The sequence below is a fragment of the Pseudogulbenkiania sp. MAI-1 genome (assembly GCF_000527175.1).
GTDB lineage: Bacteria > Pseudomonadota > Gammaproteobacteria > Burkholderiales > Chromobacteriaceae > Pseudogulbenkiania.
Genome location: NZ_AZUR01000001.1, coordinates 3369473 through 3394729 on the forward strand (window position 1 = coordinate 3369473; position 25257 = coordinate 3394729).

Annotated in this window: 25 protein-coding genes and 2 riboswitches; of the genes, 16 read left to right on the top strand and 9 right to left on the bottom strand. The window is 65.2% G+C overall.

What is annotated here, in order from left to right:
- The first annotated feature begins 53 nt into the window (after nucleotides 1–53).
- Complete coding sequence (locus PSEMAI1_RS0115715; RefSeq protein ID WP_024303787.1) at nucleotides 54–632, top strand: nucleoside triphosphate pyrophosphatase; 579 nt, start codon at nucleotides 54–56, stop codon at nucleotides 630–632.
- Nucleotides 632–1336 (top strand): SAM-dependent methyltransferase, encoded by a 705-nt coding sequence (locus PSEMAI1_RS0115720; protein WP_024303788.1) that lies wholly within the window; start codon nucleotides 632–634, stop codon nucleotides 1334–1336. The genes PSEMAI1_RS0115715 and PSEMAI1_RS0115720 overlap by 1 nt, the downstream gene beginning before the upstream one ends.
- Before the next feature lie 47 nt (nucleotides 1337–1383).
- Here PSEMAI1_RS0115720 and PSEMAI1_RS0115725 read toward each other — a convergent pair whose 3' ends face one another.
- On the bottom strand, nucleotides 1384–2247 hold the full coding sequence (locus PSEMAI1_RS0115725) for a Rossmann-like and DUF2520 domain-containing protein (RefSeq protein WP_024303789.1): 864 nt from the start codon (nucleotides 2245–2247) through the stop codon (nucleotides 1384–1386).
- Between the two features lie 87 nt (nucleotides 2248–2334).
- On the opposite strand from PSEMAI1_RS0115725, the gene PSEMAI1_RS0115730 reads away from it, so the two are divergent.
- Nucleotides 2335–2904 carry a LemA family protein gene (locus PSEMAI1_RS0115730; protein ID WP_024303790.1) on the top strand — a complete coding sequence of 190 codons (570 nt, stop codon included), beginning with the start codon at nucleotides 2335–2337 and terminating at the stop codon, nucleotides 2902–2904.
- Nucleotides 2905–3798, top strand: coding sequence for a hypothetical protein (locus tag PSEMAI1_RS0115735; protein WP_024303791.1), 894 nt, complete (start codon nucleotides 2905–2907; stop codon nucleotides 3796–3798).
- 37 nt (nucleotides 3799–3835) lie between these two features.
- Here PSEMAI1_RS0115735 and PSEMAI1_RS0115740 read toward each other — a convergent pair whose 3' ends face one another.
- From PSEMAI1_RS0115740 to gluQRS, 5 genes are all read right to left on the bottom strand, one after another.
- Nucleotides 3836–5467: an isovaleryl-CoA dehydrogenase gene (locus PSEMAI1_RS0115740; RefSeq protein ID WP_024303792.1), complete on the bottom strand. Its 1632-nt coding sequence runs from the start codon at nucleotides 5465–5467 to the stop codon at nucleotides 3836–3838.
- Nucleotides 5468–5665: 198 nt separating this feature from the next.
- Nucleotides 5666–8521: an aminomethyl-transferring glycine dehydrogenase gene (gene gcvP / locus PSEMAI1_RS0115745; RefSeq protein ID WP_024303793.1), complete on the bottom strand. Its 2856-nt coding sequence runs from the start codon at nucleotides 8519–8521 to the stop codon at nucleotides 5666–5668.
- Nucleotides 8522–8619: 98 nt separating this feature from the next.
- Nucleotides 8620–9006 (bottom strand): glycine cleavage system protein GcvH, encoded by a 387-nt coding sequence (gene gcvH / locus PSEMAI1_RS0115750; RefSeq protein WP_024303794.1) that lies wholly within the window; start codon nucleotides 9004–9006, stop codon nucleotides 8620–8622.
- A gap of 99 nt (nucleotides 9007–9105) precedes the next feature.
- Entirely contained in the window at nucleotides 9106–10194 is a 1089-nt protein-coding gene (gcvT, locus tag PSEMAI1_RS0115755; protein WP_024303795.1) for a glycine cleavage system aminomethyltransferase GcvT, read from the bottom strand.
- A gap of 31 nt (nucleotides 10195–10225) precedes the next feature.
- Nucleotides 10226–10332, bottom strand: a riboswitch (glycine riboswitch).
- 19 nt (nucleotides 10333–10351) lie between these two features.
- Nucleotides 10352–10447, bottom strand: a riboswitch (glycine riboswitch).
- Nucleotides 10448–10584: 137 nt separating this feature from the next.
- Nucleotides 10585–11487: a tRNA glutamyl-Q(34) synthetase GluQRS gene (gene gluQRS / locus PSEMAI1_RS0115760; protein WP_024303796.1), complete on the bottom strand. Its 903-nt coding sequence runs from the start codon at nucleotides 11485–11487 to the stop codon at nucleotides 10585–10587.
- Nucleotides 11488–11569: 82 nt separating this feature from the next.
- Here gluQRS and fdxA point away from each other — a divergent pair, with 82 nt between their 5' ends.
- Nucleotides 11570–11893 carry a ferredoxin FdxA gene (fdxA, locus tag PSEMAI1_RS0115765; protein WP_024303797.1) on the top strand — a complete coding sequence of 108 codons (324 nt, stop codon included), beginning with the start codon at nucleotides 11570–11572 and terminating at the stop codon, nucleotides 11891–11893.
- Between the two features lie 34 nt (nucleotides 11894–11927).
- Here the strand turns inward: fdxA and PSEMAI1_RS0115770 are convergent, their stop codons facing one another.
- Nucleotides 11928–13073, bottom strand: coding sequence for a PAS domain-containing sensor histidine kinase (locus tag PSEMAI1_RS0115770; RefSeq protein ID WP_024303798.1), 1146 nt, complete (start codon nucleotides 13071–13073; stop codon nucleotides 11928–11930).
- A 199-nt stretch (nucleotides 13074–13272) separates the two neighbouring features.
- Between PSEMAI1_RS0115770 and PSEMAI1_RS0115775 the strand changes: the two genes are divergently transcribed.
- From PSEMAI1_RS0115775 to PSEMAI1_RS0115820, 10 genes are all read left to right on the top strand, one after another.
- Nucleotides 13273–14217: a chemotaxis protein gene (locus PSEMAI1_RS0115775; protein ID WP_024303799.1), complete on the top strand. Its 945-nt coding sequence runs from the start codon at nucleotides 13273–13275 to the stop codon at nucleotides 14215–14217.
- 44 nt (nucleotides 14218–14261) lie between these two features.
- Complete coding sequence (locus PSEMAI1_RS0115780) at nucleotides 14262–15224, top strand: chemotaxis protein (protein ID WP_024303800.1); 963 nt, start codon at nucleotides 14262–14264, stop codon at nucleotides 15222–15224.
- 49 nt (nucleotides 15225–15273) lie between these two features.
- Complete coding sequence (gene cheY, locus PSEMAI1_RS0115785) at nucleotides 15274–15663, top strand: chemotaxis response regulator CheY (protein ID WP_024303801.1); 390 nt, start codon at nucleotides 15274–15276, stop codon at nucleotides 15661–15663.
- 45 nt (nucleotides 15664–15708) lie between these two features.
- On the top strand, nucleotides 15709–16458 hold the full coding sequence (gene cheZ, locus PSEMAI1_RS0115790; protein WP_024303802.1) for a protein phosphatase CheZ: 750 nt from the start codon (nucleotides 15709–15711) through the stop codon (nucleotides 16456–16458).
- Nucleotides 16459–16507: 49 nt separating this feature from the next.
- Nucleotides 16508–18388: a chemotaxis protein CheA gene (locus tag PSEMAI1_RS0115795; RefSeq protein ID WP_024303803.1), complete on the top strand. Its 1881-nt coding sequence runs from the start codon at nucleotides 16508–16510 to the stop codon at nucleotides 18386–18388.
- Nucleotides 18389–18413: 25 nt separating this feature from the next.
- Complete coding sequence (locus PSEMAI1_RS0115800) at nucleotides 18414–19637, top strand: EAL and HDOD domain-containing protein (RefSeq protein ID WP_024303804.1); 1224 nt, start codon at nucleotides 18414–18416, stop codon at nucleotides 19635–19637.
- 36 nt (nucleotides 19638–19673) lie between these two features.
- Nucleotides 19674–20357 carry a tRNA (adenosine(37)-N6)-threonylcarbamoyltransferase complex dimerization subunit type 1 TsaB gene (gene tsaB / locus PSEMAI1_RS0115805; RefSeq protein ID WP_024303805.1) on the top strand — a complete coding sequence of 228 codons (684 nt, stop codon included), beginning with the start codon at nucleotides 19674–19676 and terminating at the stop codon, nucleotides 20355–20357.
- Complete coding sequence (gene rimI / locus PSEMAI1_RS0115810; RefSeq protein ID WP_024303806.1) at nucleotides 20354–20794, top strand: ribosomal protein S18-alanine N-acetyltransferase; 441 nt, start codon at nucleotides 20354–20356, stop codon at nucleotides 20792–20794. The genes tsaB and rimI overlap by 4 nt, the downstream gene beginning before the upstream one ends.
- Nucleotides 20791–21642 carry a uracil-DNA glycosylase family protein gene (locus PSEMAI1_RS0115815; protein ID WP_024303807.1) on the top strand — a complete coding sequence of 284 codons (852 nt, stop codon included), beginning with the start codon at nucleotides 20791–20793 and terminating at the stop codon, nucleotides 21640–21642. The genes rimI and PSEMAI1_RS0115815 overlap by 4 nt, the downstream gene beginning before the upstream one ends.
- A gap of 214 nt (nucleotides 21643–21856) precedes the next feature.
- Nucleotides 21857–22525 carry a GntR family transcriptional regulator gene (locus tag PSEMAI1_RS0115820; RefSeq protein WP_024303808.1) on the top strand — a complete coding sequence of 223 codons (669 nt, stop codon included), beginning with the start codon at nucleotides 21857–21859 and terminating at the stop codon, nucleotides 22523–22525.
- A gap of 60 nt (nucleotides 22526–22585) precedes the next feature.
- Here PSEMAI1_RS0115820 and PSEMAI1_RS0115825 read toward each other — a convergent pair whose 3' ends face one another.
- Both PSEMAI1_RS0115825 and PSEMAI1_RS0115830 read right to left on the bottom strand, forming a co-directional pair.
- Entirely contained in the window at nucleotides 22586–23074 is a 489-nt protein-coding gene (locus PSEMAI1_RS0115825; RefSeq protein WP_024303809.1) for a dihydrofolate reductase, read from the bottom strand.
- Nucleotides 23071–23865, bottom strand: coding sequence for a thymidylate synthase (locus tag PSEMAI1_RS0115830; protein WP_024303810.1), 795 nt, complete (start codon nucleotides 23863–23865; stop codon nucleotides 23071–23073). The genes PSEMAI1_RS0115825 and PSEMAI1_RS0115830 overlap by 4 nt, the downstream gene beginning before the upstream one ends.
- Before the next feature lie 222 nt (nucleotides 23866–24087).
- Between PSEMAI1_RS0115830 and flhB the strand changes: the two genes are divergently transcribed.
- Complete coding sequence (gene flhB / locus PSEMAI1_RS0115835; protein WP_024303811.1) at nucleotides 24088–25254, top strand: flagellar biosynthesis protein FlhB; 1167 nt, start codon at nucleotides 24088–24090, stop codon at nucleotides 25252–25254.
- Nucleotides 25255–25257: the final 3 nt, after the last annotated feature.

A 25257-nucleotide genomic window follows, 5' to 3' on the forward strand; every position in this document is an offset into this window, starting at 1 on the left:
CGCATGATATAATTCGCCTCCCCGATTTGTCAAAAGAATCAAGCATTCACACCATGCAGATTGTCCTCGCTTCCACCTCTCCCTACCGTCGCGAGATCATCGCGCGCCTGGGCCTGCCGTTCGAGGCCGTGGCGCCGCATTGCGACGAAACCCCGCTACCCGACGAGACCGCGCTCATGACCGCCACGCGCCTGGCGCGCGCCAAGGCCGAGTCGCTGGCAGGGCGTTTTCCGGCGGCGCTGATCATCGGCTCGGACCAGGTGGCGCTGCTCGACGGCCAGCAGATCGGCAAGCCGCTCGAGTTCGAGCGTGGGGTGGAGATGCTGAAGTGGATGAGCGGCCGTACCGTGCTGTTCCATTCGGCGCTGGCGCTGGTGAATACCGCCACCGGCCGGGTACAGGAGACGGTGGGGCTGACGCGCGTGACGCTGCGCGAGCTGTCCGAGACGCAGATCCGCCACTACCTGACGCGCGAGCCGGACGCGCTGCATTGCGCCGGCGCCGCCAAGAGCGAGGGGCTGGGCGGCGCGCTGATCGCCCGCATCGAGTCGGACGATCCCAATTCGCTGATCGGCGTGCCGCTGTTCGAGCTGGTGACGATGCTGAACAACGAAGGCGTGGAGATCCTGTGATGGCCGGCACGCTGTTTTTGATCCCCACCCCGCTCGGCGACGAGGCCACGCCCTGGCTGCCCGAGCCGGAGCGCGCCCGCGTGCTGCACATCACCCATTTTGTGGTGGAGGCGGAGAAGACCGCGCGCCGCCACCTCAAGGCGCTCGGCGTGACCACGCCGATCCGCGAGCTGACGCTGTCCACGCTGAACGAGCACACCAAGCCCGCCGAGGTGGCGGCGCTGCTGCAACCCTTGGCCGAGGGCCACGACCTGGGCCTGGTGTCAGAAGCCGGCTGCCCGGCGGTGGCCGACCCCGGCGCACAGCTGGTGGCGCTGGCGCACGAGAAGGGCTTCCGCGTGGAGCCGTTGATCGGGCCGTCGTCGATTCTGCTCGCGCTGATGGCGTCCGGCGCCAACGGCCAGTGCTTCGCCTTCCACGGCTATTTGCCGGTGGACGCGGCCGAGCGCGCCAAGGCGGTGAAGGAGTTGGAGCAGCGCTCGCGCCAGCGCAACGAGACGCAGATTTTCATCGAGACGCCGTACCGCAACAACGCGCTGCTGCAACAGCTGCGCGAGACGCTGAGCCCGGCGACGCGGCTGTGCGTGGCGGCCGACCTGACGCTGCCCAGCCAGACCATCGTCAGCCGGCGCGTCAAGGACTGGCCGAAGGACGCGCCGGACTTCCACAAGCGCCCGGCGCTGTTCGTGATCCACGCCGGCTGAGCCCTCGCCGACGCCAGCTTGGTCCAAGACTTCAGCCAAGCTGTCCGTTAGCCCGCACGGGGTGCAAGCAGCCCCGCCAGCTTCTCCCGCGCCGCCTCATCCAGCCGCTCTCCCGCCAGCCGCAGCGTCGCCCGCCCCATGGCGCGGTAGGCATCGGCACACAGCGCGTCGCCGATGGCGGTGAGATGGCGCGCCACCGTGCCGGCGTCGCCGCGCACGATCGGTCCGGTCAGCGCCGCAGCCGGTCCCAGCGCCAGCGTGTTGTCGAGCGTCTGGCGCATCAGCCCGCCGACCAGCTGCGATGCCACCGCCGCGTCGATGCCCGCCCCGGCGGCCACCTGCAGCGCCAGGGCGTTGAGCGTCACCAGGTAGTTGGACGCCATCGACAGCGCGGCGTGGTACGCCGCCTTGCCGCCCGGCGCCAGCCGGAACGGGCGTCCGCCGAGGGCTTCGGCCAGCCGTTCCAGTTCGCTGCAGACGCTTTCCTCCCCCTCCAACGCGCACAGCGTGCCGCCGAATCCCGTCACGGCACGCGCTGGCTCGGCGAACGAGAATGCCGGGTGCAGGCTGCCGATGCGTACCCCGCACTCGGCCAAGGGCGCCAGCAGACTCGCCTCGCCGGCACCACTGGCGTGGAACACCAGCGCCCCGGCCGGCAGCACGCCGACTTCAGCCAGCGCGTGTGCCGTGTCGGCGATCGCCGCATCCGGCACGGCCAGCAGGTAGAGCTCGGCCGGCGCCAGCTGGGTCAACTGGCTTACGGCGCGCCCGGCGCCGATGAAGCCGGCGGCGTCACGGGCATGCACGGCGTCGCGGCACAGCACGTCGACCACGGTATAACCGGCATCACGCGCCAGCCGACCCAGCGTGCGCCCCAGCCGGCCGGCACCGATGATGCTCAGGCTGGGCATAGCCTCTCCTCGCATGCTCTGCGCATCAGCGCAGCGTCATGCCATACTGCCAATGACATGATTGATTTCCCCGAATGGATATAGCCCATGAAACTGATCCTGTTCCTGCTGCTGCTCGCCCTGCCGCTGTCGTACGCGGCCCTCCTCTACAACGCGCTGGTCGGCCTCAAGCATCAGGTCGGCAAGTGCTGGGCCAACATCGACGTGCTGCTCAAGCAGCGTCACGACGAATTGCCCAAGCTGGTCGAAGTGTGCCGCCAGTATGCCCAGTTCGAACAGACCACGCTGATCAAGGTGATGGAGGCGCGCGCCGCCATCTCGGAAGCGGCGCGTGCCGGCAACATCGGCCGGCTCGGCGAACTGGAAGGCGGACTGGCCGGCCTGCTCGGCCAGCTGTTCGCCGTGGCCGAGGCCTACCCGGAGCTCAAGGCCGACCAGCAGTTTTCCCACTTGGCGCAACGCATCAGCCAACTGGAGGACAACATCGCCGACCGGCGCGAACTCTACAACGAAGCGGTCAACCTCAACAACGTGCGCATCGAACAGTTCCCGGACGTGTTCGTCGCCCGGCTGTTCGGTTTCCGTCCGGCCACGCCGCTGCGCTTTGCCGCCGCCGAGACGCGCGATGTCGATCTGACAGCACTGTTCCAGCGTTAAGTGAAACGACAGCTGATCCGCCGCCTGACCGGCCATGGCTGGCTGGCCTTCACCGGCTACCCCGCGCTTCTGTGGCTCGGTGCCAAGCTCAAGCCCGCCCTGCCCTATCCGCTCGCCCTGTCACTGTGCATGATGCTCGGCCTCACGGCCTGGTGGCTCAACTACCGCCGCTATCGGCTGATCGCCGACACCCCCACCTCGCGTACCGGTTCGGTGGCCTTGGGCTACGTCGAACTGTTCGGCCGCGCACGCAGTCACGAACGCGCGCCGCTCTGCAGCACGCTGAGCGGACGGCGCTGCGTCTGGTACCGCTGGGAACGCCGCCATGCCAGCCGGGAAAGCCCGCTCGAGCCGGAGCAGCGGGAGGAAAGCCACGCCACCTTCCTGCTGCAGGACGGCCGTGGCGAGGTGGTGGTCGACCCGGAACGGGCCGAGATTCACGCCGCCCACCGCACGCGCTGGCGGGACAAGGAATACCTCTGTAGCGAGGAATGGATCGCCGACGACGACCCACTCTACGTCATCGGCGAGCTGATCGCCATCGGCGGCGACACATCGGCGGACCTCGCACGGCGCGACGTGTCCGAGCGGCTGTCGGAGTGGAAGCGCGACCAGCCGGCGCTGCTGCGCCGCTTCGATCTCGACCGCAGTGGCACCCTCGACGAGCAGGAATGGCTGGCGGCACGCGCCGCCGCCGAACGCGAGGTGCGGCAACAGCAGCGGGAACTCGCCGCCACCCCGCTGACGCTGCACCTGCAGCCACCGGCCGACGGCCGGCCCTACCTGATCGCCACGCGTTCGCCGCGGGACAACGCCCGCGCCTTCCGCTGGCGCGCCTGGCTGCATCTGGCGGTCGCCCTGGCCAGCCTGCTGCTCTGGCTGAGGACGGGCTGAGCCCGGCCGCCGATCCCAATCCCTTGCCGTCTTCGGCTCAGAGGAGCAACGCCCGCTTGACGATGGGCGCGAGCGCCAGCGAGGGCGGCAAGGCGCCGAAGCCGCCGCCCCAGTCCTCGCCCAGGCGCGAGGTGCAGAACGCCTCGGCCAGCGGCTCCGGCGCGTAGCGCAGCAGCAGGCTCGCCTGCATCAGCAGCACCAACTGGCGCGCCAGGCGCCGGGCGTCGGCTTCCTGTTGCAGCGCTGGCCGGCGCAGGCCGTCGGCCAGCCGCGTCAGCGCGTGGCGGTAAGCAGGATGGCGCCCCGGCACCCGCGCCAGCTCCGCCAGCAGCGCGTCCAGCGCGCGCGGCAACTTGGCCAGGGTACGCAGCACGTCGAGGCACATCACGTTACCCGCCCCTTCCCAGATCGAATTGACCGGCATCTCGGCGTAGATGCGCGCCATCACGCTCTCCGCCATGTAGGCGTTGCCGCCCATCGCCTCCATCGCCTCGGCCGCCAGCTCCGGCCCGCGCTTGCACACCCAGTACTTGGCAGCGGGGATCAAGAGGCGGCGCAGCAGCGTCTCGCCCTCGTCGTCCGGCGCATCGCCGGCGCGTGCCAGGCGCAGGGCCAGGGCGATGGCGGCCTCGACCTCCAGCGCCATATCGGCCAGCACGTTCTGCATCAGCGGCTGTTCCACCAGCTTCTGGCCGAAGGCCCGGCGATGGCGGCAGTGATGCACCGCCTGCGACAGCGCCTGGCGCATCAGCCCGGCGGTGCCGAGCACGCAGTCGAGCCGGGTATGGCCGCCCATCTCGAGGATGAGCGGCACGCCGCGCCCCTCCTCGCCCAGCAGCACACCGTAGGCAGCCTCGAACTCCACCTCGGCCGAAGCGTTGGAGCGGTTGCCGAGCTTATCTTTGAGACGCTGCAGCCGGATCGCGTTGCGCTGGCCGTCGGGCAGCCAGCGCGGCATGAAGAAGCACGACAAGCCGCCGGGAGCCTGCGCCAGCACCAGGTGAGCGTCGCTCTGCGGCGCCGAGAAAAACCACTTGTGGCCGGTGAGGCGGTAGCTGCCGTCGGACGTCGGTTCGGCCCGCGTGGTGTTGGCACGCACGTCGGAGCCGCCCTGCTTCTCGGTCATGCCCATGCCGATCAACCCGCCGCGCTTCTGGCCGAACGGCAGGTCGCGCTCGTCGTAGTCGCGGCTGCACAGCGTCGGCAGCCAGTCCAGCGTCAGGCCGGCGTGTTGCGACAGCACGGGAATCGCGCCGAAGGTCATGGTGGTGGGACACAGCGTGCCGGCCTCGACCTGGGCCTGCAGCAGGAAGGCGGCGGCGCGCGCCACGTGCGCGCCCGGCTGGGGATCAACCCACGGCGCGCAGTGCAGGCGGCGGTCGACGATGCCGCGCATCAACGCGTGCCAGGCGGGGTGGAACTCCACCTCGTCGCGCCGGAAACCCTGGGCGTCGAAGCAGTGCAGCAGCGGAGGATACAGGTTGGCCAGCCGCCCCTGCTCGAAGCTCTCGCGGCGGCCCAGTTCGGCACCACAGTAGCTCAGCTGCTCGCGCGCCCAGGCCGCACCTTCGCGCACGATGCCTTCCTGCAAGGCGGCATCGCTGGTGAACAGGTTGTAGTCGACCAGAGGCGGCGGCTGGTTGAAGACTTCGTGGGTAGACTGGGTCATGCGGAATCTCCTTGCCGGAGCGCGGCCACAAGGGCAGGCGGACAACAGACACCAAAGGGATTTTTGCAGACTAGACCCGGCGGCAGCCCCCGGCAAGGTCGGACCCCACCAACGAAAACGGCTCCCCGAGGGGAGCCGTTGCAGCGGCAAAGGCGGGCCGAGGCAGAATGGAAGCCTGCCTCGCCCTATCCTGACAACTTACTCGTACTCTTCGACCGACGGGCAGCTGCACACCAGGTTGCGGTCGCCGTAGACGTCGTCGATGCGGTTCACGCTCGGCCAGAACTTGTTCTCCAGCACGTACGGCAGCGGGAAGAAGCCTTCCTCGCGGCTGTACGGGCGGTCCCAGTCGCCGGCGATGTCGGCCTTGCTGTGCGGGGCGTTCACCAGCGGGTTGTCGTTCAGCGGCCAGACGCCGTTCTGCACCTTGTCGATTTCCTGGCGGATGGCCACCATTGCGGCGATGAAACGGTCCAGCTCGGCCTTGGACTCGGACTCGGTCGGCTCGATCATCAGCGTGCCGGCCACCGGGAAGCTCATGGTCGGAGCGTGGAAGCCGTAGTCCATCAGGCGCTTGGCCACGTCCACCTCGGTGATGCCGGAGGCGGCCTTGAGCGGACGCAGGTCGATGATGCACTCGTGCGCCACGCGGCCGTTGCGGCCGGTATACAGCACCGGGTAGTGCGCCGACAGGTTCTGCATCAGATAGTTGGCGTTCAGCAGGGCCATTTCGGTGGCATGCTTCATGCCCTCGGCACCCATCATGCGGATGTACATGTAGGAAATCGGCAGGATGGAAGCGGAACCGAACGGCGCAGCGGACACCGCGCTCTGGCCGGCCACGGCCCCCGGCACCTCGGACACCACGTGGTTGGCCATGAACGGCGCCAGGTGGGCCTTCATGCCGATCGGCCCCATGCCCGGGCCGCCGCCGCCGTGCGGGATGCAGAAGGTCTTGTGCAGGTTCATGTGCAGCACGTCGGCGCCGATGTCGGCCGGGCGGGTCAGGCCCACCTGCGCGTTCATGTTGGCGCCGTCCATGTACACCTGGCCGCCGGCCGCATGCACGATCTCGCAGATATCCTTGATGCCTTCCTCGAACACGCCGTGGGTGGACGGATAGGTGATCATCAGCGCGCCCAGGTTGGCGGCATGCTGCTCGACCTTGGCCTTGAGATCGGCCATGTCCACGTTGCCGTTCTCGTCGGTCTTCACCACCACCACCTGCATGCCCAGCATCTGCGCGGTGGCCGGGTTGGTGCCGTGCGCGGATTGCGGGATCAGGCACACGGTGCGGTGCGCCTCGCCACGGCTGGCGTGGTAGCGGCGGATGGCCAACAGGCCGGCGTATTCGCCCTGCGCGCCAGAGTTCGGCTGCATCGAGATGGCGTCGAAGCCGGTGATGGCCATCAGCTGCTGCTGCAGGCCCTCGATCATTTCCAGGTAGCCGGCGGCCTGGTCGCGCGGGGCGAACGGGTGCATGTCGGCGAATTCCGGCCAGGTGATCGGGATCATCTCGCTGGTGGCGTTGAGCTTCATGGTGCAGCTGCCGAGGCTGATCATGGAGTGGTTCATCGCCAGGTCGCGGTTCTCCAGCTTCTTGAGATAGCGCAGCATCTCGTGTTCGCTGTGATGGGTGTTGAACACCGGGTGGGTCAGGATGGCCGATTCGCGCTTCAAGGCGGCCGGAATGGCGTCGGCAGCGGCGGCATCCAGCGCGGCGATGTCGGCCGTCTTGCCGGTGAAGATCTCGATCAACTGGGCCAGGTCGGCTTCGCTGGCGGCTTCGTGGAAGGCCACGCCCAGCACGCCGTTGCCGGCGTCACGCAGGTTGATGCCGGCGGCCAGCGCGGCGGCGTAGACCTCGGCCGCCTTGGCACCCAGGTCGACCTGCACGGTGTCGTAGAAGCGGTCGAACACCAGCTTGCCGCCGGCAGCCTTCACCGCATGGGCGAAGATGGCGGCCAGACGGTGGATGCGCGCGGCGATGCGCTTCACGCCCTCGGCGCCGTGGTACACCGCGTACATGCCGGCGATGTTAGCCAGCAGCACCTGCGAGGTACAAATATTGGAGTTGGCCTTTTCGCGGCGGATGTGCTGCTCGCGGGTCTGCAGCGCCATGCGCAGCGCGGTCTTGCCCTTGGCGTCGACCGACACGCCGATGATGCGGCCCGGCGCCGAGCGCTTCATGTCGTCCTTGAACGCGAAGTAGGCGGCGTGCGGGCCGCCAAAGCCCATCGGCACGCCGAAGCGCTGGGTGTTGCCCACCGCCACGTCGGCGCCCATCTCGCCCGGCGATTTCAGCGCCACCAGCGCCATCACGTCGGCGGCGACGATGGTCAGCGCACCACGGGCTTTGGCGGCGGCGATGTACGGGGTGAGGTCCAAGAGCTCGCCGCTCTCGCCCGGGTACTGGAACAGTGCGCCGAAGTAGTCGCCGTTGCCCGCTTCTTCCGGATGGCCCAGCACCAGTTCGAAGCCGAAGTACTCGGCGCGGGTCTTCATGACGTCCAGCGTCTGCGGCAGCACGCGGCGGTCGACGAAGAACTGGTTGGACTTGGACTTGGACACGCGGCGCGCCATCGCCATGGCTTCGGCGGCGGCGGTGGCTTCGTCGAGCAGCGAGGCGTTGGCGACTTCCAGACCGGTCAGGTCGATGATCATCTGCTGGAAGTTCAGCAGCGCTTCCAGGCGGCCCTGGGCGATTTCGGCCTGGTACGGGGTGTAGGCGGTGTACCAGCCCGGGTTTTCCAGCACGTTGCGCAGGATCACACCCGGGGTCAGCACCGGGTAGTAGCCCAGGCCGATGAAGGACTTGTTGACGACGTTCTTGCCGGCGATCGCTTTCAGATCGGCCAGCGCGTCGGCTTCACGCTCGGCCGGCGGCAGGTCCAGCGCGCGGTTGAAACGGATGTTGGCCGGCACGGTCTGGGCCACCAGCTCTTCCAGCGAGCTGACGCCGACAGCGGCCAGCATTTCCGCCTTTTCGGTCTCGCACGGGCCGATGTGGCGGGCGATGAATTCGTCGTGATTAAACAGGGTAGAGAGTGTCATGTTGCAAGTATCCGGATGCAAGAAGACTATGGACCGGCGCTGCCGGCCCGTAAAAGCAAAGGCCCCACGCCCAGGGGCGCGAGGCCGGCACGGCTCGATCAGGCGCCGATTTCCTGAGCGTACTCGTCGGCGCTCAGCAGCTTGTCGAGGTCGGCGGCGTTGGCCGGCTTGAGCTTGAAGAACCAGCCCTGGCCGTACGGCTCGCTGTTGGCCAGTTCCGGCGCGGCTTCCAGCTCCTCGTTCACCTCCACCACTTCACCTTCGATCGGCGAATAGATATCGGAAGCGGCCTTGACCGATTCGACCACGCCGGCCTGCTCGCCTTCGCCCAGGGCGGCGCCCACTTTCGGCAGCTCGACGAACACGATGTCGCCCAGCAGCTCCTGGGCGTGCTCGGTGATGCCCACAGTCACGGTGCCGTCCTCTTCCAGACGCAGCCATTCGTGGCTGGATACGTATTTCAATTCGGCGGGAATCTGGCTCATTACTGCATCTCCAATGTAAAAAAAGGGGTCATGACAAGGTCTTGCGGCCTTGTCCGGAAGCCGGCCGCGCCAGCCTCCACTCAGTCCGGATACTTCGGCTTAATTAAAGACTTTTTTGCCGTTGCGAACAAACGGCATCTTGACCACGCGCACCTCGGTCAGCGTGCCGCGCAGATCGACCAGCGCGGTCTCGCCGGTGGCGGCCGGCACGCGGGCGATGGCGATGGAATGCTTCAGCGTCGGCGAGAAGGTACCGCTGGTGATGACGCCTTCCCCGGCACCCTCGACCACCACCTTCAGGCCCTCGCGCAGCACGCCGCGGCCTTCCAGCACCAGGCCGACCTGCTTCATGGCGACACCGGCGGCCTTCTGCGCTTCCAGCGCGCGGCGGCCAATGAAATCGCGCTCGGCCGGCTCCCAGGCGATGGTCCAGCCCATGCCGGCGGCCAGCGGCGACACGGTCTCGTCCATGTCGTGGCCGTACAGGTTCATGCCGGCCTCCAGGCGCAGCGTGTCGCGCGCACCCAGGCCAATCGGCGCCACGCCGGCGGTCAAGAGTTCGCGGAAGAAGGTCGGCGCCTCGGCGGCGGGCACCATGATTTCCAGGCCGTCTTCGCCGGTATAGCCGGTTCGGGCAAAGAACCAGTCGCCTGCAGGCAAACCCTGGAAGACTTTCAGTGATTTGATAGCGTCTGCCAGCGTCGGCTTGACCGCACAGACCTTGGCAATGGCGTTGGGGCCCTGCACCGCCAGCATGGCCAGATCGCGGCGCACGTTCAGGCTCACGTCGAAACCGGCCTTCTGCTGCTCCATCCAGGCCAGGTCCTTGTCGGTGGTGCCGGCGTTGACCACCATGCGATAGCCGTAGGAAGTGAGATAGACGATCAGGTCATCGACCACGCCGCCATCGGCATTGAGCATGCCGGAGTACAGCGCCTTGCCCTCGAAGCCCAGTTTGGCGACGTCGTTGGCGATCAGCTTCTGCAGCCAGGCCTTGGCGTCGGCGCCGGTGATGTCGATCACCGTCATGTGGGAGACGTCGAACATGCCGGCGTCGCTACGCACCTGCTCGTGCTCTTTCAGCTGCGAGCCGTAGTGGATGGGCATTTCCCAGCCGGCAAAGTCGACCATCTTGGCGCCGGCGGCGAGGTGTTCGTCAAACAGGGGGGTACGTTTCGGGGCCGTCATGCGGAGTCCTTAAGGGTGCGTTCATCCTTCAATACACCCCTCTGTCCCTACACCTGAGATTTTCCGGCCGCTGCAGCACGGCCGTTAGCCCCTTCGGTGGACGCCTGGAACCAGGCGCCGCTCTCCAGATTCGGCGGGCCGCTCATGGAGCGACGGCCCGATCCTCGCAGTCCTTTTGCCTGAGCGATTGCGGGTGCACTTGCGCCTTCGGCGGTGGCCGGCTTGTGCGGCCACTCTCTCCTGCTAGATGGGGCCAGATTATCGGCGCTGGCCGCCGGTCTGGCAAGCCGAACACGGCAGCAAGCGCGATTATGTCGGCGCGACGCCACGTCATTTTGCCTTATTCCTACGTCCGAATCCCTTGGCGCGCCAGTATGATCGAAACCCGGTTCACACCGCTACCGGCCCCACCGGCACCCGCGCGAGCGACCAGTTGGTCCGCGCCCATGCCCACAGTTCGGCGAGATCATGGCACTCCGCCGGCGGCACATGGCCGAGCCGGACCAGCGCCCGGCGCAGCTCCTCGGCCGCCGCCTCAGGCGATATCGCCGGCGCCAGCGTCTGCTTGGACAGCTTCTCGCCGGCGGCGTTGACCATCAGGGGCAGGTGGCAATAGCTCGGCGTCGCCACCCCCAGCGCCCGTTGCACGGCGATCTGGCGCGGCGTCGACACCAAGAGATCGGCCCCGCGCACGATATCGGTCACCCCCTGCTCTGCGTCGTCCACCACTACCGCCAGTTGATAAGCCCAAAAGCCGTCGGCGCGCAGCAGCACGAAGTCGCCGATGTCGCGCTCCAGTTCCTGGCGGTACTCCCCCTGCAGCCGGTCGACGAAGACCGTCTCGCCCGGCGCCACACGCAAGCGCCAGGCCCGGCCGGGGCGATCCGATGGGCAGCCATCACGGCAGGTACCCGGGTAGACGAAGCCATCCACCCCGCGTTGGGCGTGCATGGCGATCTCCTTGCGGGTGCAGGCGCAAGCGTACGCCAAGCCATCCCTTATCAGCTGATCCAGCGCGGCGCGGTACAGCTCATGGCGCCGGCTCTGGTACACCACCTCGCCATCCCATTCGAAGCCCAGCGCCTCCAGCGTGTGCAGGATGGCCGACGCCGCTCCCGCCATCTCGCGCAGCGGGTCGAGGTCTTCCATGCGCAGCAGCCATTCACCCCCCCGGCTATATGCCTCGAGATAACTGCCGACGGCGGTGGTCAGCGAGCCGGCGTGCAACAGACCGGTCGGGCTGGGCGCAAAGCGGCCACGGTAGGGGACGGAAGGAACGAAGGAAGAGGTCATCGGGAACGGCCGGGAAAATCAAACGGCGGCAAAATTGACTAGACTGTGGAATAGTAGCGTTGAACAGCCAGAGGAAACCGCGATGGCCTACGTTGTAACCGAAGCCTGCATCAAATGCAAATACACCGACTGCGTCGACGTCTGCCCGGTCGATTGCTTCCACGAAGGTCCCAATTTCCTCGCCATCGACCCCGACGAGTGCATCGACTGCACGCTGTGCGTCGCCGAGTGCCCGGTCGAAGCCATCTACGCCGAAGAAGACGTGCCGGCCGATCAGCTGCACTTCATCGAAATCAACGAGAGGCTGGCCAAGGTCTGGCCGGTCATCGCCACCAAGAAAGACCCCCTGCCCGATCACGAGGACTGGGCCAAGGTCACCGACAAGACCCAATACCTGGAAGAGTAAGATCCGCGGAGTTAGGATCAGCTCGCGGCGCGGCTCACGCCAGCGGCAGGCGCACCGTGAAGCAAGCGCCGCCAGCGTCAAGGTTGCCCGCGTGCACGCTGCCGTGCAGTTCCTCGACCACTTTCTTGACGATGGCGAGCCCCAGTCCGGTGCCCCCCGAGCGCGTGGTGAAAAACGGCTCGAACACCCGCTCCAGCAGTTCGTCGGCCACCCCCGGTCCCTCGTCATCCACGCTCACCAGCACCTCGCCCCCCTCCTGCCGTGCGCTCAGACCGACCCGCTGGCCCTCGCCGGAAAAATGCAGGGCGTTATCCAGCAGATTGACCAGCACCCCGGCCAGCGCCTTGCGATCGCCGGCAACCCGCGCCTCGGAATCCAGCGCAAAGTCACACTCCAGCCGAACCGCCCGGGCGGCGTAGTGCGGCTGCACCACGGCACGCACCTCTTCCACCAAGCCGGCCATGTCGAGCAATTCACACTCGGATACCTGCCCCCGGACAAAGCCCAGCATGTTCTGGATCAGGCCCTCCAGCGCCTTGAGACGGGCCAGGCTCTTGTCGATGAAACGCTCGCGCTCCGCCTCGCCCAAGCCCGGCTGACGCAGGTTGGCGGTGTAGAGCATGGCGGTCGTCAACGGTGTGCGCAGCTGATGCGCCAGCGACGCCGCCATGCTGCCCATCGAGGCCAGCTTCTGCTGCTGCGCGAGTTCGCTGGACAGCTGATGCAGATGGGTCACGTCATGCAACAACACAATCTGACCGCCCAGTTCGGGTAGATCCTGATACTGCAGTGTGATGCGCCGCGCCGGCTGCTCGCCGCAACGCGGTAACAAGAAGGTGTTATCAATACCGGTCGGCAGAAAGCCGGCCAGCACCTCCGCCCAGAGCCGGCCTCGAACCGAGGCGCCTAGCATCGTCTCGGCGGCGGAGTTCTCGGTATGCACCCGGCCATCGGCCAACAGCTCGACCACGCCGGCCGGCAGGGCCTCCAGCAGCATGCCGAGCCGCTCGGCCAGCGCGGCATTGTTGGACAGCTGCCGCCTCAGCTCGTTGTTGGCCTCGTCCAGCTGGGCATTCAGTACGTTGACCTGCCCCTGCAGTTGGTTGTAGGCGTCGATCAGCTGGCCGGAAACGGCGTTGAACTGGGCAAAGGCCTGCTCCAGGGTTTGCTGGTCGTGCAAGTTTGAAACAATTTTTGTCATTTACTCCGACACATTTGTAAAAATCGATTAATCGGTATGATAATTATCCAAACCGGTTAAGCCAATCTGGGGTACATTTGCCATATTGATCGGCGCCCATGGCCCCCGAGACACCCGAATAACTGGCGTATCGAGACTTCGACGATACCCCCAAAAACACGATGCAGCGGAGGTTTCCGTGTCAGAACTTCTAAAAAAAATTGATGCCCGCACCAAGCTCGCTGGCACCAACAAGCTCGAAATCCTGCTGTTCTCTCTCGGAGAAGACCAACGGACCGGGCGCAAGGAAGTTTTCGGGATCAATGTGTTCAAGGTGCGCGAGGTCATGCGCACCCCTGAGATCACCTCCGCTCCGGAAATGCCCTCCTCGGTGGAAGGCATGGTCAGCCTGCGCGGCGCGCTCGTGCCCATCATCGATCTGGCCAAGTACGCCGGCATCGTCACCGACAAGAAGCCCGAGATCATGATCGTGACCGAATACAACGGCCACACCCAGGGGTTCCTGGTCGAGGCCGTGGACACCATCCTGCGGCTGGACTGGTCCGCCATGCGCGTGCCGCCGGAAATGATCACCAACCGCATGGGCGGCCTGGTCACCGCCGTGACCGAGCTCAACAACACCCTGGTCATGATGATGGACGTGGAAAAAGTCCTGGCCGAGACCTCGCTCTCCGACGACGCCCATCATTTCCTGAACATCGAGCCGATCAAGGAAGAACGCATGATTTTCTTCGCCGACGACTCGGTCGTCGCGCGCAAGCAGATCGAACGCACCCTGGAGGCCATGGGTGTCAAATACGCCTACGCCATCAACGGCATGCGCGCCTGGGATGAACTGCAGAAGATGGCCGCCCAGGCTGACCTGTCCGGCCGCAAGCTCTGCGACATCATCCACCTGGTTCTCACCGACGTGGAAATGCCGGAAATGGACGGCTACATGCTGACCAAGCTCATCAAGAGCGACCCGCGCTTTGCCGGCATCCCGGTGCTGATGCACTCCTCGCTGTCGGGCAATTCCAACCAGAAGCTCGGCGAATCGGTCGGCGTCGACTCCTACGTGTCCAAATTCGAAGCACAAAAACTGGCGATCAAGCTGCGCGAAATGCTGCATATCGGCAAATAACCCGCGCCTGACGATCGTACTCAAAAAATCGGGAAAGGTTCGACATGTCAACCGACGCTACCCTGCTCGCCAATATCGATGCCCGCACCAAGCTGGTCGGCTCCAACAAGATGGAGATCCTGCTGTTCTCGCTGGGCACGCGGGAAACCTTCGGCATCAACGTCTTCAAGGTGCGCGAGGTCTCGCAGACCCCCGCCATCACCAAGACTCCGAACATGCCGTTCGGCGTCGAAGGCGTGCTCTCGCTGCGCGGCAACATCATCCCGATCATTTCCCTGGCCCGCTTCATCGGCGCGAACGAACCCGGCAAGAAGTACGAAACGATGATCGTCACCGAGTTCAACAAGAGCACCCAGGCCTTCCTGGTGGACTCGGTGGACCGGATCATCCGCGTCGACTGGGACAAGGTCCGCTCGCCCGACAACATGATGGGCAGCAGCGCCTCGGCGGCCGAGGGGATTTCGGCCAACGGCATGAACCTGATCACGGCCATCACCGAACTGGAAGACGGCAAGCTGGTCTCGATCCTCGACGTCGAGCAGATCCTGGCCAGCGTGGTGGGAGAACCGCGCCTGCCCGAACTGCCGACCGCCCAGCTGGAGGCCGACCAGTACGTGTTCTTCGTCGACGACTCCGTGGTGGCACGCAAGGAAATCACCGGCGTGCTGGAGAAGATGCGCATCAAGTTCCAGCAAGCCAGCAACGGGCGCGAAGCCTGGGAACGCCTGCAGGCACTGGCCAACCGCCACCAGAGCGACGGCACACCGCTGCACGACAACCTCAAGACCATCCTGGTGGACGCCGAAATGCCGGAAATGGATGGCTACGTGCTGACCCGTCTGATCAAGTCCGACCACCGCTTCAACGGCATCCCGGTCGTGATGCATTCCTCGTTGTCGTCCAACGCCAACCGCGCCATGGGTTCGAGCGTCGGCGTCGATGCCTATGTCGCCAAATTCGACCCTGCCGTCTTGGCCGAAACCTTGATTCCATTCCTGCAAAGGTAATCGCTACAATAGCGGCCAGGAATCATTGACAACTTCAGGATAACCCTCGATGACAGACAAGAATCTTCGCTTCCTTGTGGTGGACGACTTCTCGACCATGAGACGCATCGTGCGCAACCTGCTCAAGGAACTCGGATTTACCAACGTCGATGAAGCCGAGGATGGCCAAGTCGCTCTGCACAAGCTCAAGACGCAACATTTCGACTTCATCGTTTCCGACTGGAACATGCCCAACATGACGGGCATCGAGCTCCTGAAGGCCGTTCGCGCCGACCAGCAGCTCAAGCCCCTGCCGTTCCTGATGATCACGGCGGAAGCCAAGCGCGAGAACATCATCGAAGCGGCCATGGCTGGGGCGAGCGGCTACATCGTCAAGCCCTTCACTGCCGCCACGCTGGAAGAAAAACTGAACAAGATCTTTCAGGCAATAAACAAATAAAAACCACTGCACGGCTTGTCGGGCCAGTATTCAGGAGGATTTATCGTGCCAAACCACGTTTTGGAAAGCGGAGACAGCCCGGATCTCGAGGCGCTGTTTGACAGCATCGCCAAGCAACACCAGGCCGGCACGCCATCTATCGCCAGCGAGGCCGACAGCAGCGCGGCATCCGCCTCGGCCCCCGAGGGCAACCCGTCGGTCATGTACGAACAGATCGGGCAACTGACCCGCAAACTACACAGTGCGCTGCGCGACATGGGTTACGACAAATCGCTCGAACGCGTCGCGAACGCCATTCCCGACGCCCGCGACCGCCTCTCCTACATCTCCACGCTGACCGAATCGGCGGCGGAACGGGTGCTCAACGCCACCGACATCGCCAAGCCGATCCAGGACGAACTCGAAAGCAACGCCAAGCGGTTGTCAGACCGCTGGAGCCGGCTGTTCGCCAACCAGTTATCGGTCGACGAGTTCCGCCAGCTGAGCCAAGACACCCATCGTTACCTGCAGAACGTGCCGGACCGGACCCAGGCCACCAGCGCGCAACTGCTCGACATCGTCATGGCGCAGGACTTCCAGGACCTGACCGGCCAGGTCATCAAGAAGATGACAGACATGGTCAAGGCCATCGAGACCGACCTCGTGGCCTTCCTGATCGAATTTTCACCGGAAGAAAAGAAAACGGAAATCGACCCGACCCTGCTGAACGGCCCGGTGGTCAACCCGGAAGGGCGCAGCGACGTGGTCACCAACCAACAACAAGTCGACGACCTGCTGGAAAGCCTCGGCTTCTGAGCCCTGCGGGTCGCAACAAGAACATGACAATAACGGTGCGGGGTAAAAAATGAGCGAATTCGGCGGCATGGAAGAGTTGTTGCAGGACTTCCTGATGGAATCCAACGACCTCCTCTCGGACGTTGACAACAAGCTGGTCGAACTGGAAAAAAGACCGGAAGACCGCGCCTTGCTCAACGACATTTTCCGCGGTTTTCACACCATCAAGGGCGGCGCCGGCTTCCTCAACGTGGCCCCGATGGTGACGCTGTGCCACCGCACGGAAAACCTGTTCGACAAGCTGCGCAACGCCGAACTCCAGCTCAACCCCGAAGTCATGGACGTGATCCTGGACGCCACGGCCACGGTGCGCGACATGTTCGGCACCCTCGGTCAGGGACTGATGCCCAGGGACGCCGACGGCGGCTTGCTCTCGGCGCTGGACGCCGTCCTGTCCGGCCGGATGCCACCCCAGCAAGCGGCGCCTGCCGCACCGCCGCTGGCGGCCAGCGCACCCCAGCGTAGCGGCGAGCCGGACTGGAATACGCTCTATCAGGCCGTCATCCCCGCAGCCAGCAGCCCAGCTCCTGCGCCTGCCGCCGCCCCGGCCCGCCCCGCGGTGGAGGTGCCGGCCGTCGCACTGGTAACAGAGCACGAACCGGCGGCTGCCGCCGCGCCGGCAGCCAGCCGGGCGCCGGCACCTGCCAAGACCGTAGGCGTCCCCAAATCGGCCGGCGGCGGGCAAGAAAATACCATCCGCATCGACACTAATCGCCTGGACATGGTGCTCAACCTGTCCGGCGAGATCGGCCTGACCAAGAATCGCCTCACCACGTTGCGTACCGAGATCCTGCAGGGCAACAACGACAGCAATACCTTGCGCTCGCTGGACGAGGCCATCAGCCAGCTCGACCTCCTGGTGGGGGACCTGCAAAACGCGGTGATGAAGACCCGCATGCAGCCGATCGGCCGGCTGTTCCAGAAGTATCCCCGCCTGGCGCGCGACCTGGCGCGCCAGCTCGGCAAGGAAGTGGAGCTGGTGCTCAGCGGCGAGGAGACCGAACTCGACAAGACCATGATCGAGGATCTGAACGATCCGCTGGTGCACCTGGTGCGCAACGCCGTCGATCACGGCGTCGAATCCACCGAGGAGCGCATCGCCGCCGGCAAGAAGCCGCAGTCGCTGATCCAGCTGACCGCCGAGCAGGTCGGCGACCATATCCTGATCGAGATCACCGACGACGGCCGCGGCATGAACGCCGACGCACTGCGCCGCAAGGCGGTCGAGAAAGGCCTGATCGATGCCGAAACGGCCAACTCGCTGGACGAAAAACAGTGCCTGCAGCTGATCTTCCTGCCCGGCTTCTCGACCAAGGACCAGATTTCGAGCGTTTCGGGCCGCGGCGTCGGCATGGACGTGGTGCGCACCAACATCCAGAAGCTCAACGGCCGCATCGACATCAATTCGATCCCCGGCGAAGGCACCCGCATCAGTATCTCGCTGCCGCTGACGCTGGCCATCCTGCCGGTGCTGGTGGTGCGCGCCTGCAACCAGCCGTTCGCCGTGCCGCTGGCCATGGTCCGGGAGATCATCACCATCGATCCGGAAGCGATCCAGGAAGTGTCCGGCAATCCCACCATCGTCGTGCGCGACGAGATCCTGCCGCTCAAGACCCTGGCGGGCCTGCTCGGCTGGGCACCGACCCAGAGACCGGGTTTCGGCGTGCTGATGCAGTCGGCGGAGCGCTCCTTCATCCTGGCCATCGACTCCTTCGTCGGCCGCGACGACGTGGTGATCAAGCCGTTGCAGAACATCCGCCCCAAAGGCGTGGCCGGCGCCACCTTGTCGGGCGACGGCTCGGTGGTGCTGGTACTCGATATGGAAGACCTGCTGACAGCGAAGGACGGCATGGGAGGCGTGGTCAAGACCTCCGAGTTGATCACGCTGTGAAGTAAAGCAATCTGAATGGTACCTAATGACAACAACCAGTGCCTTCATCGGACGCCAGCCCGTCCTGAACCGGAACCAGCAGCTCATCGGCTACGAGCTGCTGTTCCGCCCCTCTCTCGAAGCGGAAAACGCCGGCCAGCTCGCCGCCCTCCAGGCCGATACCCAGGTCCTGGTCAATACCCTGCACAACATGGGCACCAGTTGGCTCATCGGCAACAAGCTGGCTTTCATCAACGTCGGCGAGGCCATGCTGGCCAGCGAGTTCCTGGAGTTGTTGCCGGCGCGCCGCGTCATTCTCGACCTGACGCCGGACATCGCCCCCTCCAACGAGCTGATCGCCCGCATCAAGTACCTGCATGCGCAGGGCTTCGGCATCGCCATGGACGGCTTCTCGTTCGGAGCGCCGTCGGCCAGCCTGCTGGAGTACGCCAAATACGTCAAACTGGACGTGCAGGCGCATAGCGCCAGCGATTTCCAGATGCTGGCCGCCCAAGTGCGCAGCTACCCGGTGATCCGCATCGCCGAGAAGGTGGAAACGCACGAGCACTTCCATCTCTGCCGCGAATTGGGCATGGACGGTTTCCAGGGCTATTACTTCGCCAAGCCGGAAACCTTGTCGGCCAAAGTGATCCATCCTTCTTTCGCGCACACGCTGGAATTGCTCAACCTGCTGCGCATGGATGCCGAGGTCAAGGACGTCGAGGCCGTGTTCAAGCGTGACGTCGCGCTGTCCTACAAGCTGCTGCGCTATGTGAATTCGGCGGCGGCGGGCCTCAACACCACCATCAGCTCGTTCAACCATGCCGTCACCGTGCTGGGCTACAAGCGGCTCTACCGCTGGCTGACCCTGCTCTTGGTCACCGCCAACGAAGACGGCAAGACGCCCCCGGCCCTGCAGAAGACCGCCATCACCCGGGCCCGCTTCATGGAGCTGCTGGGCGCTTCGCTCGGCCAATCCCACGACGTCTGCGAATCACTGTTCGTTATCGGCATGTTCAGCCTGCTCGACGTGCTGTTCGACATGCCGATGCCCACAGTGCTGGAGCACATCCAACTCTCCGAGCAGTTCAAACAGGTGCTCCTCGACCAGCCGGACAACCTCACCCCCTTCCTCCGCCTGGCCAAGGCCAGCGAGGACAAGGAGATGCTCCAGGTGCCCCTGCTGTGCCGGGAACTGGGGCTGTCGCCGGCACAGTTCAATCAGGCGCACGTCGACGCGCTCGCCTGGGTGGAGGAACTGGGCTTATAATTCATGGCTTTTCCCCGTCGGCCTTCCGGAAACGCCATGAAACTGCTTGCCATCGATACCTCGACGGACTTCCTGTCGCTTGCCGTCTCCAGCGATAGAGAGACCGTCGTGTTTCATGAGCGCGTTGGCCAGAAACATGCCGAACAGGCCCTGCCCCATGTGCAGGAACTGCTGCGTGAGGCCCAATTGACGCTGCGCGATCTCGACGGCGTCGTCTACGGCCAGGGCCCAGGCTCGTTCACCGGGCTGCGTATCGCCTGCGGCCTGGCTCAGGGACTGGCCTTTGCCGCCTCCCTCCCCGTCATTCCCATCCCCACCCTCGACAGCGTGGCCGAACAGGCCGGCGCGACCCGCGTCGTGGCCTGCACCGATGCCCGCATGCAGCAGGCCTACCTGGCGAGCTACGACCTCGGCACCGGTCACCGCCTGTCCCCCATCCTGCTGATCGATCCGGACCAGGCCGATGCCGAGCTGGCACTGGCGGGCGACGGCTGGGTCGGGGCCGGCGACGGCTTCGCCGCCTATCCGGTCTTGACGAACACCCGCTGGGGCCGGCAACTGGGTGCGATCCACCCCGACATCCGCCCGCACGCCGCAAGCTACCTGCGCCTGGCGCAGAGCGGGCGCTACGCCAGCCTGCCCCCGCGCGAGGCGGATCTGCTCTACGTCCGCAACAAGGTGGCGCTGACCACCCGTGAGCAGCAGGCGCGCCAGCGATGATCACCTTCCGCCCGGCCACCGCGGCCGACCTGCCCGCACTGGCCGCCCTGGAAGCGGCCGCCACCGCCCATGCCTGGAGCGAGCGGCAGTACCATGACTCGCTGGCGGCCGGCCACGCCTTCCTGCTACTTGAAATCGACGGCGAGCTAGGCGGCCACGCGGTCACCATGACGGTGCTGGACGAGGCGGAACTGCTGACCATCGCCATCGCCGCAGAGCGGCAAGGACAAGGGCTGGGACGGGTGCTGCTGGGCGAACTGCGGGAGCGGCTGCGCCGCCAGGGCTGCACCCGGCTCTTCCTGGAAGTCCGGGAAAGCAATCGTCCGGCTCGTGCGCTCTATGCCAGGAGCGGTTTTGCCGAAACCGGCCTGCGCAAGCACTACTACCCGACGGCGACCGGTCGCGAACACGCCGTGCTGATGGAGATCGGGCTATGAATCGCCGCCAGCTGATCGGCGATGTCATCGGCCTCGGCCCGCACTGGCTCGCGCGTGGGAACTGGTTTGCCGATCACCCGGCGCGGCGACTGCCACCTGCAGCCGATACCCTGGCAGAAGAACCGGCCGGCATGCCGACCGCCGCAGAGACGCCCCCCGCCCCGACCGCGATCTCGGCTCCCGCAGCCACCCAGGCCAGCACCTCAGCCCCCCAGTTGGCCGCCTTCGAGCCCGTTGCAGAAGCCAAGCGGCCCTCTCCCACTCCAGCTATGCCCACCAAGCCGCTCCTCGGCTGGGCCGAGCTGGAAAAGGCGGTCGCCAACTGCACCGGCTGCCGGCTGTGCGAGACGCGTACCCAGACGGTGTTCGGCCGCGGCAATCCGCAGGCGCGCTGGCTGATCATCGGCGAAGCGCCGGGCGAACAGGAGGACCGGCAAGGCAAGCCCTTCGTCGGCCGCGCCGGGCAGTTGCTCGACAACATGCTGGCCGCCATCGGGCTCGACACCGAGCGCGACGTGTACATCGCCAACGTGCTCAAGTGCCGCCCGCCCGGCAACCGCAACCCGTCGGGCGACGAGATCGTCGCCTGCCAGGACTACCTGCGCCAGCAGATCGAGCACATCCGCCCGACCCTGATCCTGGCACTGGGGCGCTTTGCCGCGCAGACCCTGCTCGACAGCACCGACAGCATCGCGCGCCTGCGCGGCAAGCTGCACCGCTACCAGGGCGTTCCGCTGATCGTCAGCTTCCACCCGGCCTACCTGCTGCGCAACCTGCCGGACAAGGCCAAGAGCTGGCAGGATCTGGTCTTCGCACGCCGCACCTTCCGCCAGCTCATCGGCGAGTGAGCCCCGGCCGGACGCTGCCGTTTTGCCTGGCAACGACAGCGACGTCGGCATTTCCGACCCGATCGCCCCCCCTTCTCTCACATCCGCCACGGCTCCGGCTACACTATCGCCCTTGACGATCCATCCGGTCGGCAGCCCCCTTTGACAGGGAAGCCGAGGCCTGCCTGCCGGGCACAATAAGACAGATCACGAGGCTCTTTTCTGGAGAACACGCATGAGGTTCAAGGCTAACGATTTACTTACCGAGCAGATTGCCCAGCACCTGGGCAACCAGATCATCCTCGGCGTAATGCAGCCGGGGGAACGCATACAGGAGCTGCGCATCGCCAGCGAGCTCGACGTCAGCCGCGGTTCGGTGCGCGAAGCGCTGCTGATCCTGCAGCGCCGCCATCTGGTCTGCATCTATCCGCGCCGCGGCGCCATGGTGGCCAGCATCAGCGCCAGGGACGTGCGCGATTTCTTCGGCCTGTGGTTCCTGCTGCTGGAGACGGTGGTGGAGAATATGGCGCGGCAGTGGCAGCACGACGACCTGGCCCGCTTCTTCGAACTCTTGGGACAGCTGGAGCACAGCCGCCAGAACAACGACATCCAAAGCTTTTACCAGCAGGGAGTGGAGTTCCTGCAGGCGCTGTACGGCTTTGCCGACAACCACTACATCGAAAGCACGCTGCGCGACCTGCTGCCGCTGACCCAGCGCTGCCTGTATGCCATCCTGCGCGCCGGTTCGCCGCAACTGGAGCGCACCTACGCCTTTCTGGAAGATTTGTTGAAGACCATCATCGCGCGCGACACCGCCCGTCTCAAGGAGATGGTGGGTCAATTCGGCGCCGATTACGGCCGGCTCGCCGCCGCCTCGGCCGAGGCGCTGGAAGGGGTGGCCTGAACGAGCGCACACCGCCGGGGGGCTCTGCCCAGGGCGGCGCTGTCGGTAGGGCTAGCGCGCTCAGGCGCGCTGATAGCTCACGAAGGCGTAGCCGAGACCCTGCTCGCTGCGGTGCGTCTCGCGCTGCACTTCGCGCCATTCCTCGGTGCTGAAGGCCGGAAAATGGGCATCTCCCTGGTACGCCTCGGCAATCTCGGTCAGCTCCAGACGATGCGCCAACGGCAGGGCCTGGCGGTACAGCTCGGCGCCGCCGATGACGCAGGCCGATTCGGCCGCCGCCACCAGCGCCAGGGCCGCCTCCAGGCTGTGCGCCACCTCCACTCCCGCCGCCGACCAGCCTTGCTGGCGCGTCACCACGATGTTGCGCCGTCCCGGCAGCGGGCGACCGATCGAGTCGTAGGTCTTGCGGCCCATGATCACCGGCTTGCCCAGTGTCACCGCCTTGAAATGCCTGAGGTCCTCGGGCAGATGCCAGGGCAGCCGGTTGTCGATGCCGATGACGTGGTTGGCCGCCATCGCCGCCACCAGGGTGATGCAGGGTGTCGTCATACCGCCACCTTGGCCTTGATGTGCGGATGCGGATCGTAACCTTCCAGCGTGAAGTCTTCGAAGCGGAAGGCGAACAGGTCGGTGACGTCGGGATTGATCTTCATCGTCGGCAGCGGGCGCGGTTCGCGCTGCAATTGCAGTTTGGCCTGTTCGAGGTGATTGAGATACAGATGCGCATCGCCTAGCGTGTGCACGAACTCGCCCGGCTTCAGGCCGCACACCTGCGCCACCATCATCGTCAACAGCGCGTACGAGGCGATGTTGAACGGTACGCCGAGGAAGATGTCGGCCGAGCGCTGGTAGAGCTGGCAAGAGAGCCGGCCATCGGCGACGTAGAACTGGAACAGCGCGTGGCACGGCGGCAGCGCCATCTTGTCGACCAGCGCCGGGTTCCAGGCCGAGACGATCAGGCGGCGCGAATCCGGATTCTTGCGGATCATCTCGACCACCTTGGCGATCTGGTCGATGTGACCCCCATCCGGCGCCGGCCAGCTCCGCCACTGGTAGCCGTAGACCGGTCCCAGGTCGCCGTTCTCGTCCGCCCACTCGTCCCAGATCGACACGCCGTTGTCCTTGAGGTAACGGATATTGGTGTCGCCCTTCAGGAACCACAGCAGTTCGTGCACGATGGATTTCAGGTGCAGCTTCTTGGTGGTTATTAGAGGAAACCACTCCTTCAGATCAAAACGCATCTGATAGCCGAAAACGGACAGCGTACCGGTGCCGGTACGATCGGATTTTTGATGACCGTGCTCAAGCACATGTGATATCAGGTCGAGGTACTGTCTCATGCCAACTGGGTTTTTGGGGGACGCAAAAACCCAAATTATATCAAAAATTTTACATAAAAAAACATAAAAAACAATTGATTGCAAACGTGCGCGCCATTTCGCCATTCCAACAGTTCAAGGCACTGAATGGAAAAAAGGTAACTCCATAGCTCATTGAATGAATCATGGTAGGCTAGCGGCTGCCGCCCTTACCCCAGATAACGATGCAGCGATAACGCCCCCATGGCAGAAGATTCCGACCTCGAACGAACAGAAGCTGCGACCGGACGGCGACTGCAACAAGCCCGCGAAGAAGGCAACATCCCGCGCTCGCGCGAGCTATCGACGTTCGCCGTCACCATGGCCGGCGTGGCGCTGCTGATGATGCAGGGAGAACGGCTGGGCGACTTCATCATGCAACTGATGCGCCGGCTGTTCACCTTCGACCACGACATGGTGCAGCACACCGAGCCAGTGCTGCTGCGCTTCAAGGAATCCCTGATCGATACCCTGCTGCAGCTCTTGCCCATTTTCGGCGGGCTGGCATTGGTGGCGGCGGTCGTCCCGCTGCTGGTCGGCGGCTGGAACCTGACCTTCAAGAGCATTGAGCCCAAGCTGTCCAAGCTCAACCCGGCCCACGGCATCAAGCGCATGTTCTCGCTCAGCGCGCTGACCGAGGCGCTCAAGGCGATCCTGAAGAGCATGGTGATCGGCGGCGTGGCCACCTGGGTGATCTGGAACGAGCGCACCGAGCTGATCGGCCTGATTTCCATGCCGCTGGAAACGGCACTGGGCAAGATGATGGAACTGACCTTCCACACCTTCCTGCTGGTGGTCGGCGCCATGCTGCTGCTGGTCGTGGTCGACGTGCCGTTCCAGATCTGGAACTACCACAAACAGCTGCGCATGACCAAGGAAGAGGTCAAGCAGGAATACAAGGAGCAGGAAGGCTCGCCGGAAGTGAAGGGCCGTATCCGCCAACTGCAGCGCCAGGCCGCGCAGCGGCGCATGATGCAGGAGATTCCGTCGGCCAACGTGATCGTGACCAACCCGACCCATTACGCCGTGGCGCTCAAGTACACCGAGGGCATGCGCGCGCCGCAGGTGGTCGCCAAGGGCCGGCTCAAGCTGGCCGAGAAGATCATCGAGACCGGCCGCGAGCACCGCATCACCGTGATGCGCGTGCCGAGCTTCGCCCGTGCGCTGTATTTCAACGCCGAACCGGGCGACGAAGTGCCCTCCCGCCTGTACGGCGCGGCGGCGCAGGTGCTCGCCTACGTCTACCAGCTCAAGCTGTACGAATACAACGGCGGACTGGCGCCGGTCTACCCCGAGAACGTCGAGGTGCCCGCCGACCTTGACCCCGAAAGCAAACGCCAGCAAGATGCGGCGCCGACAGCTAACCCTTAAGCG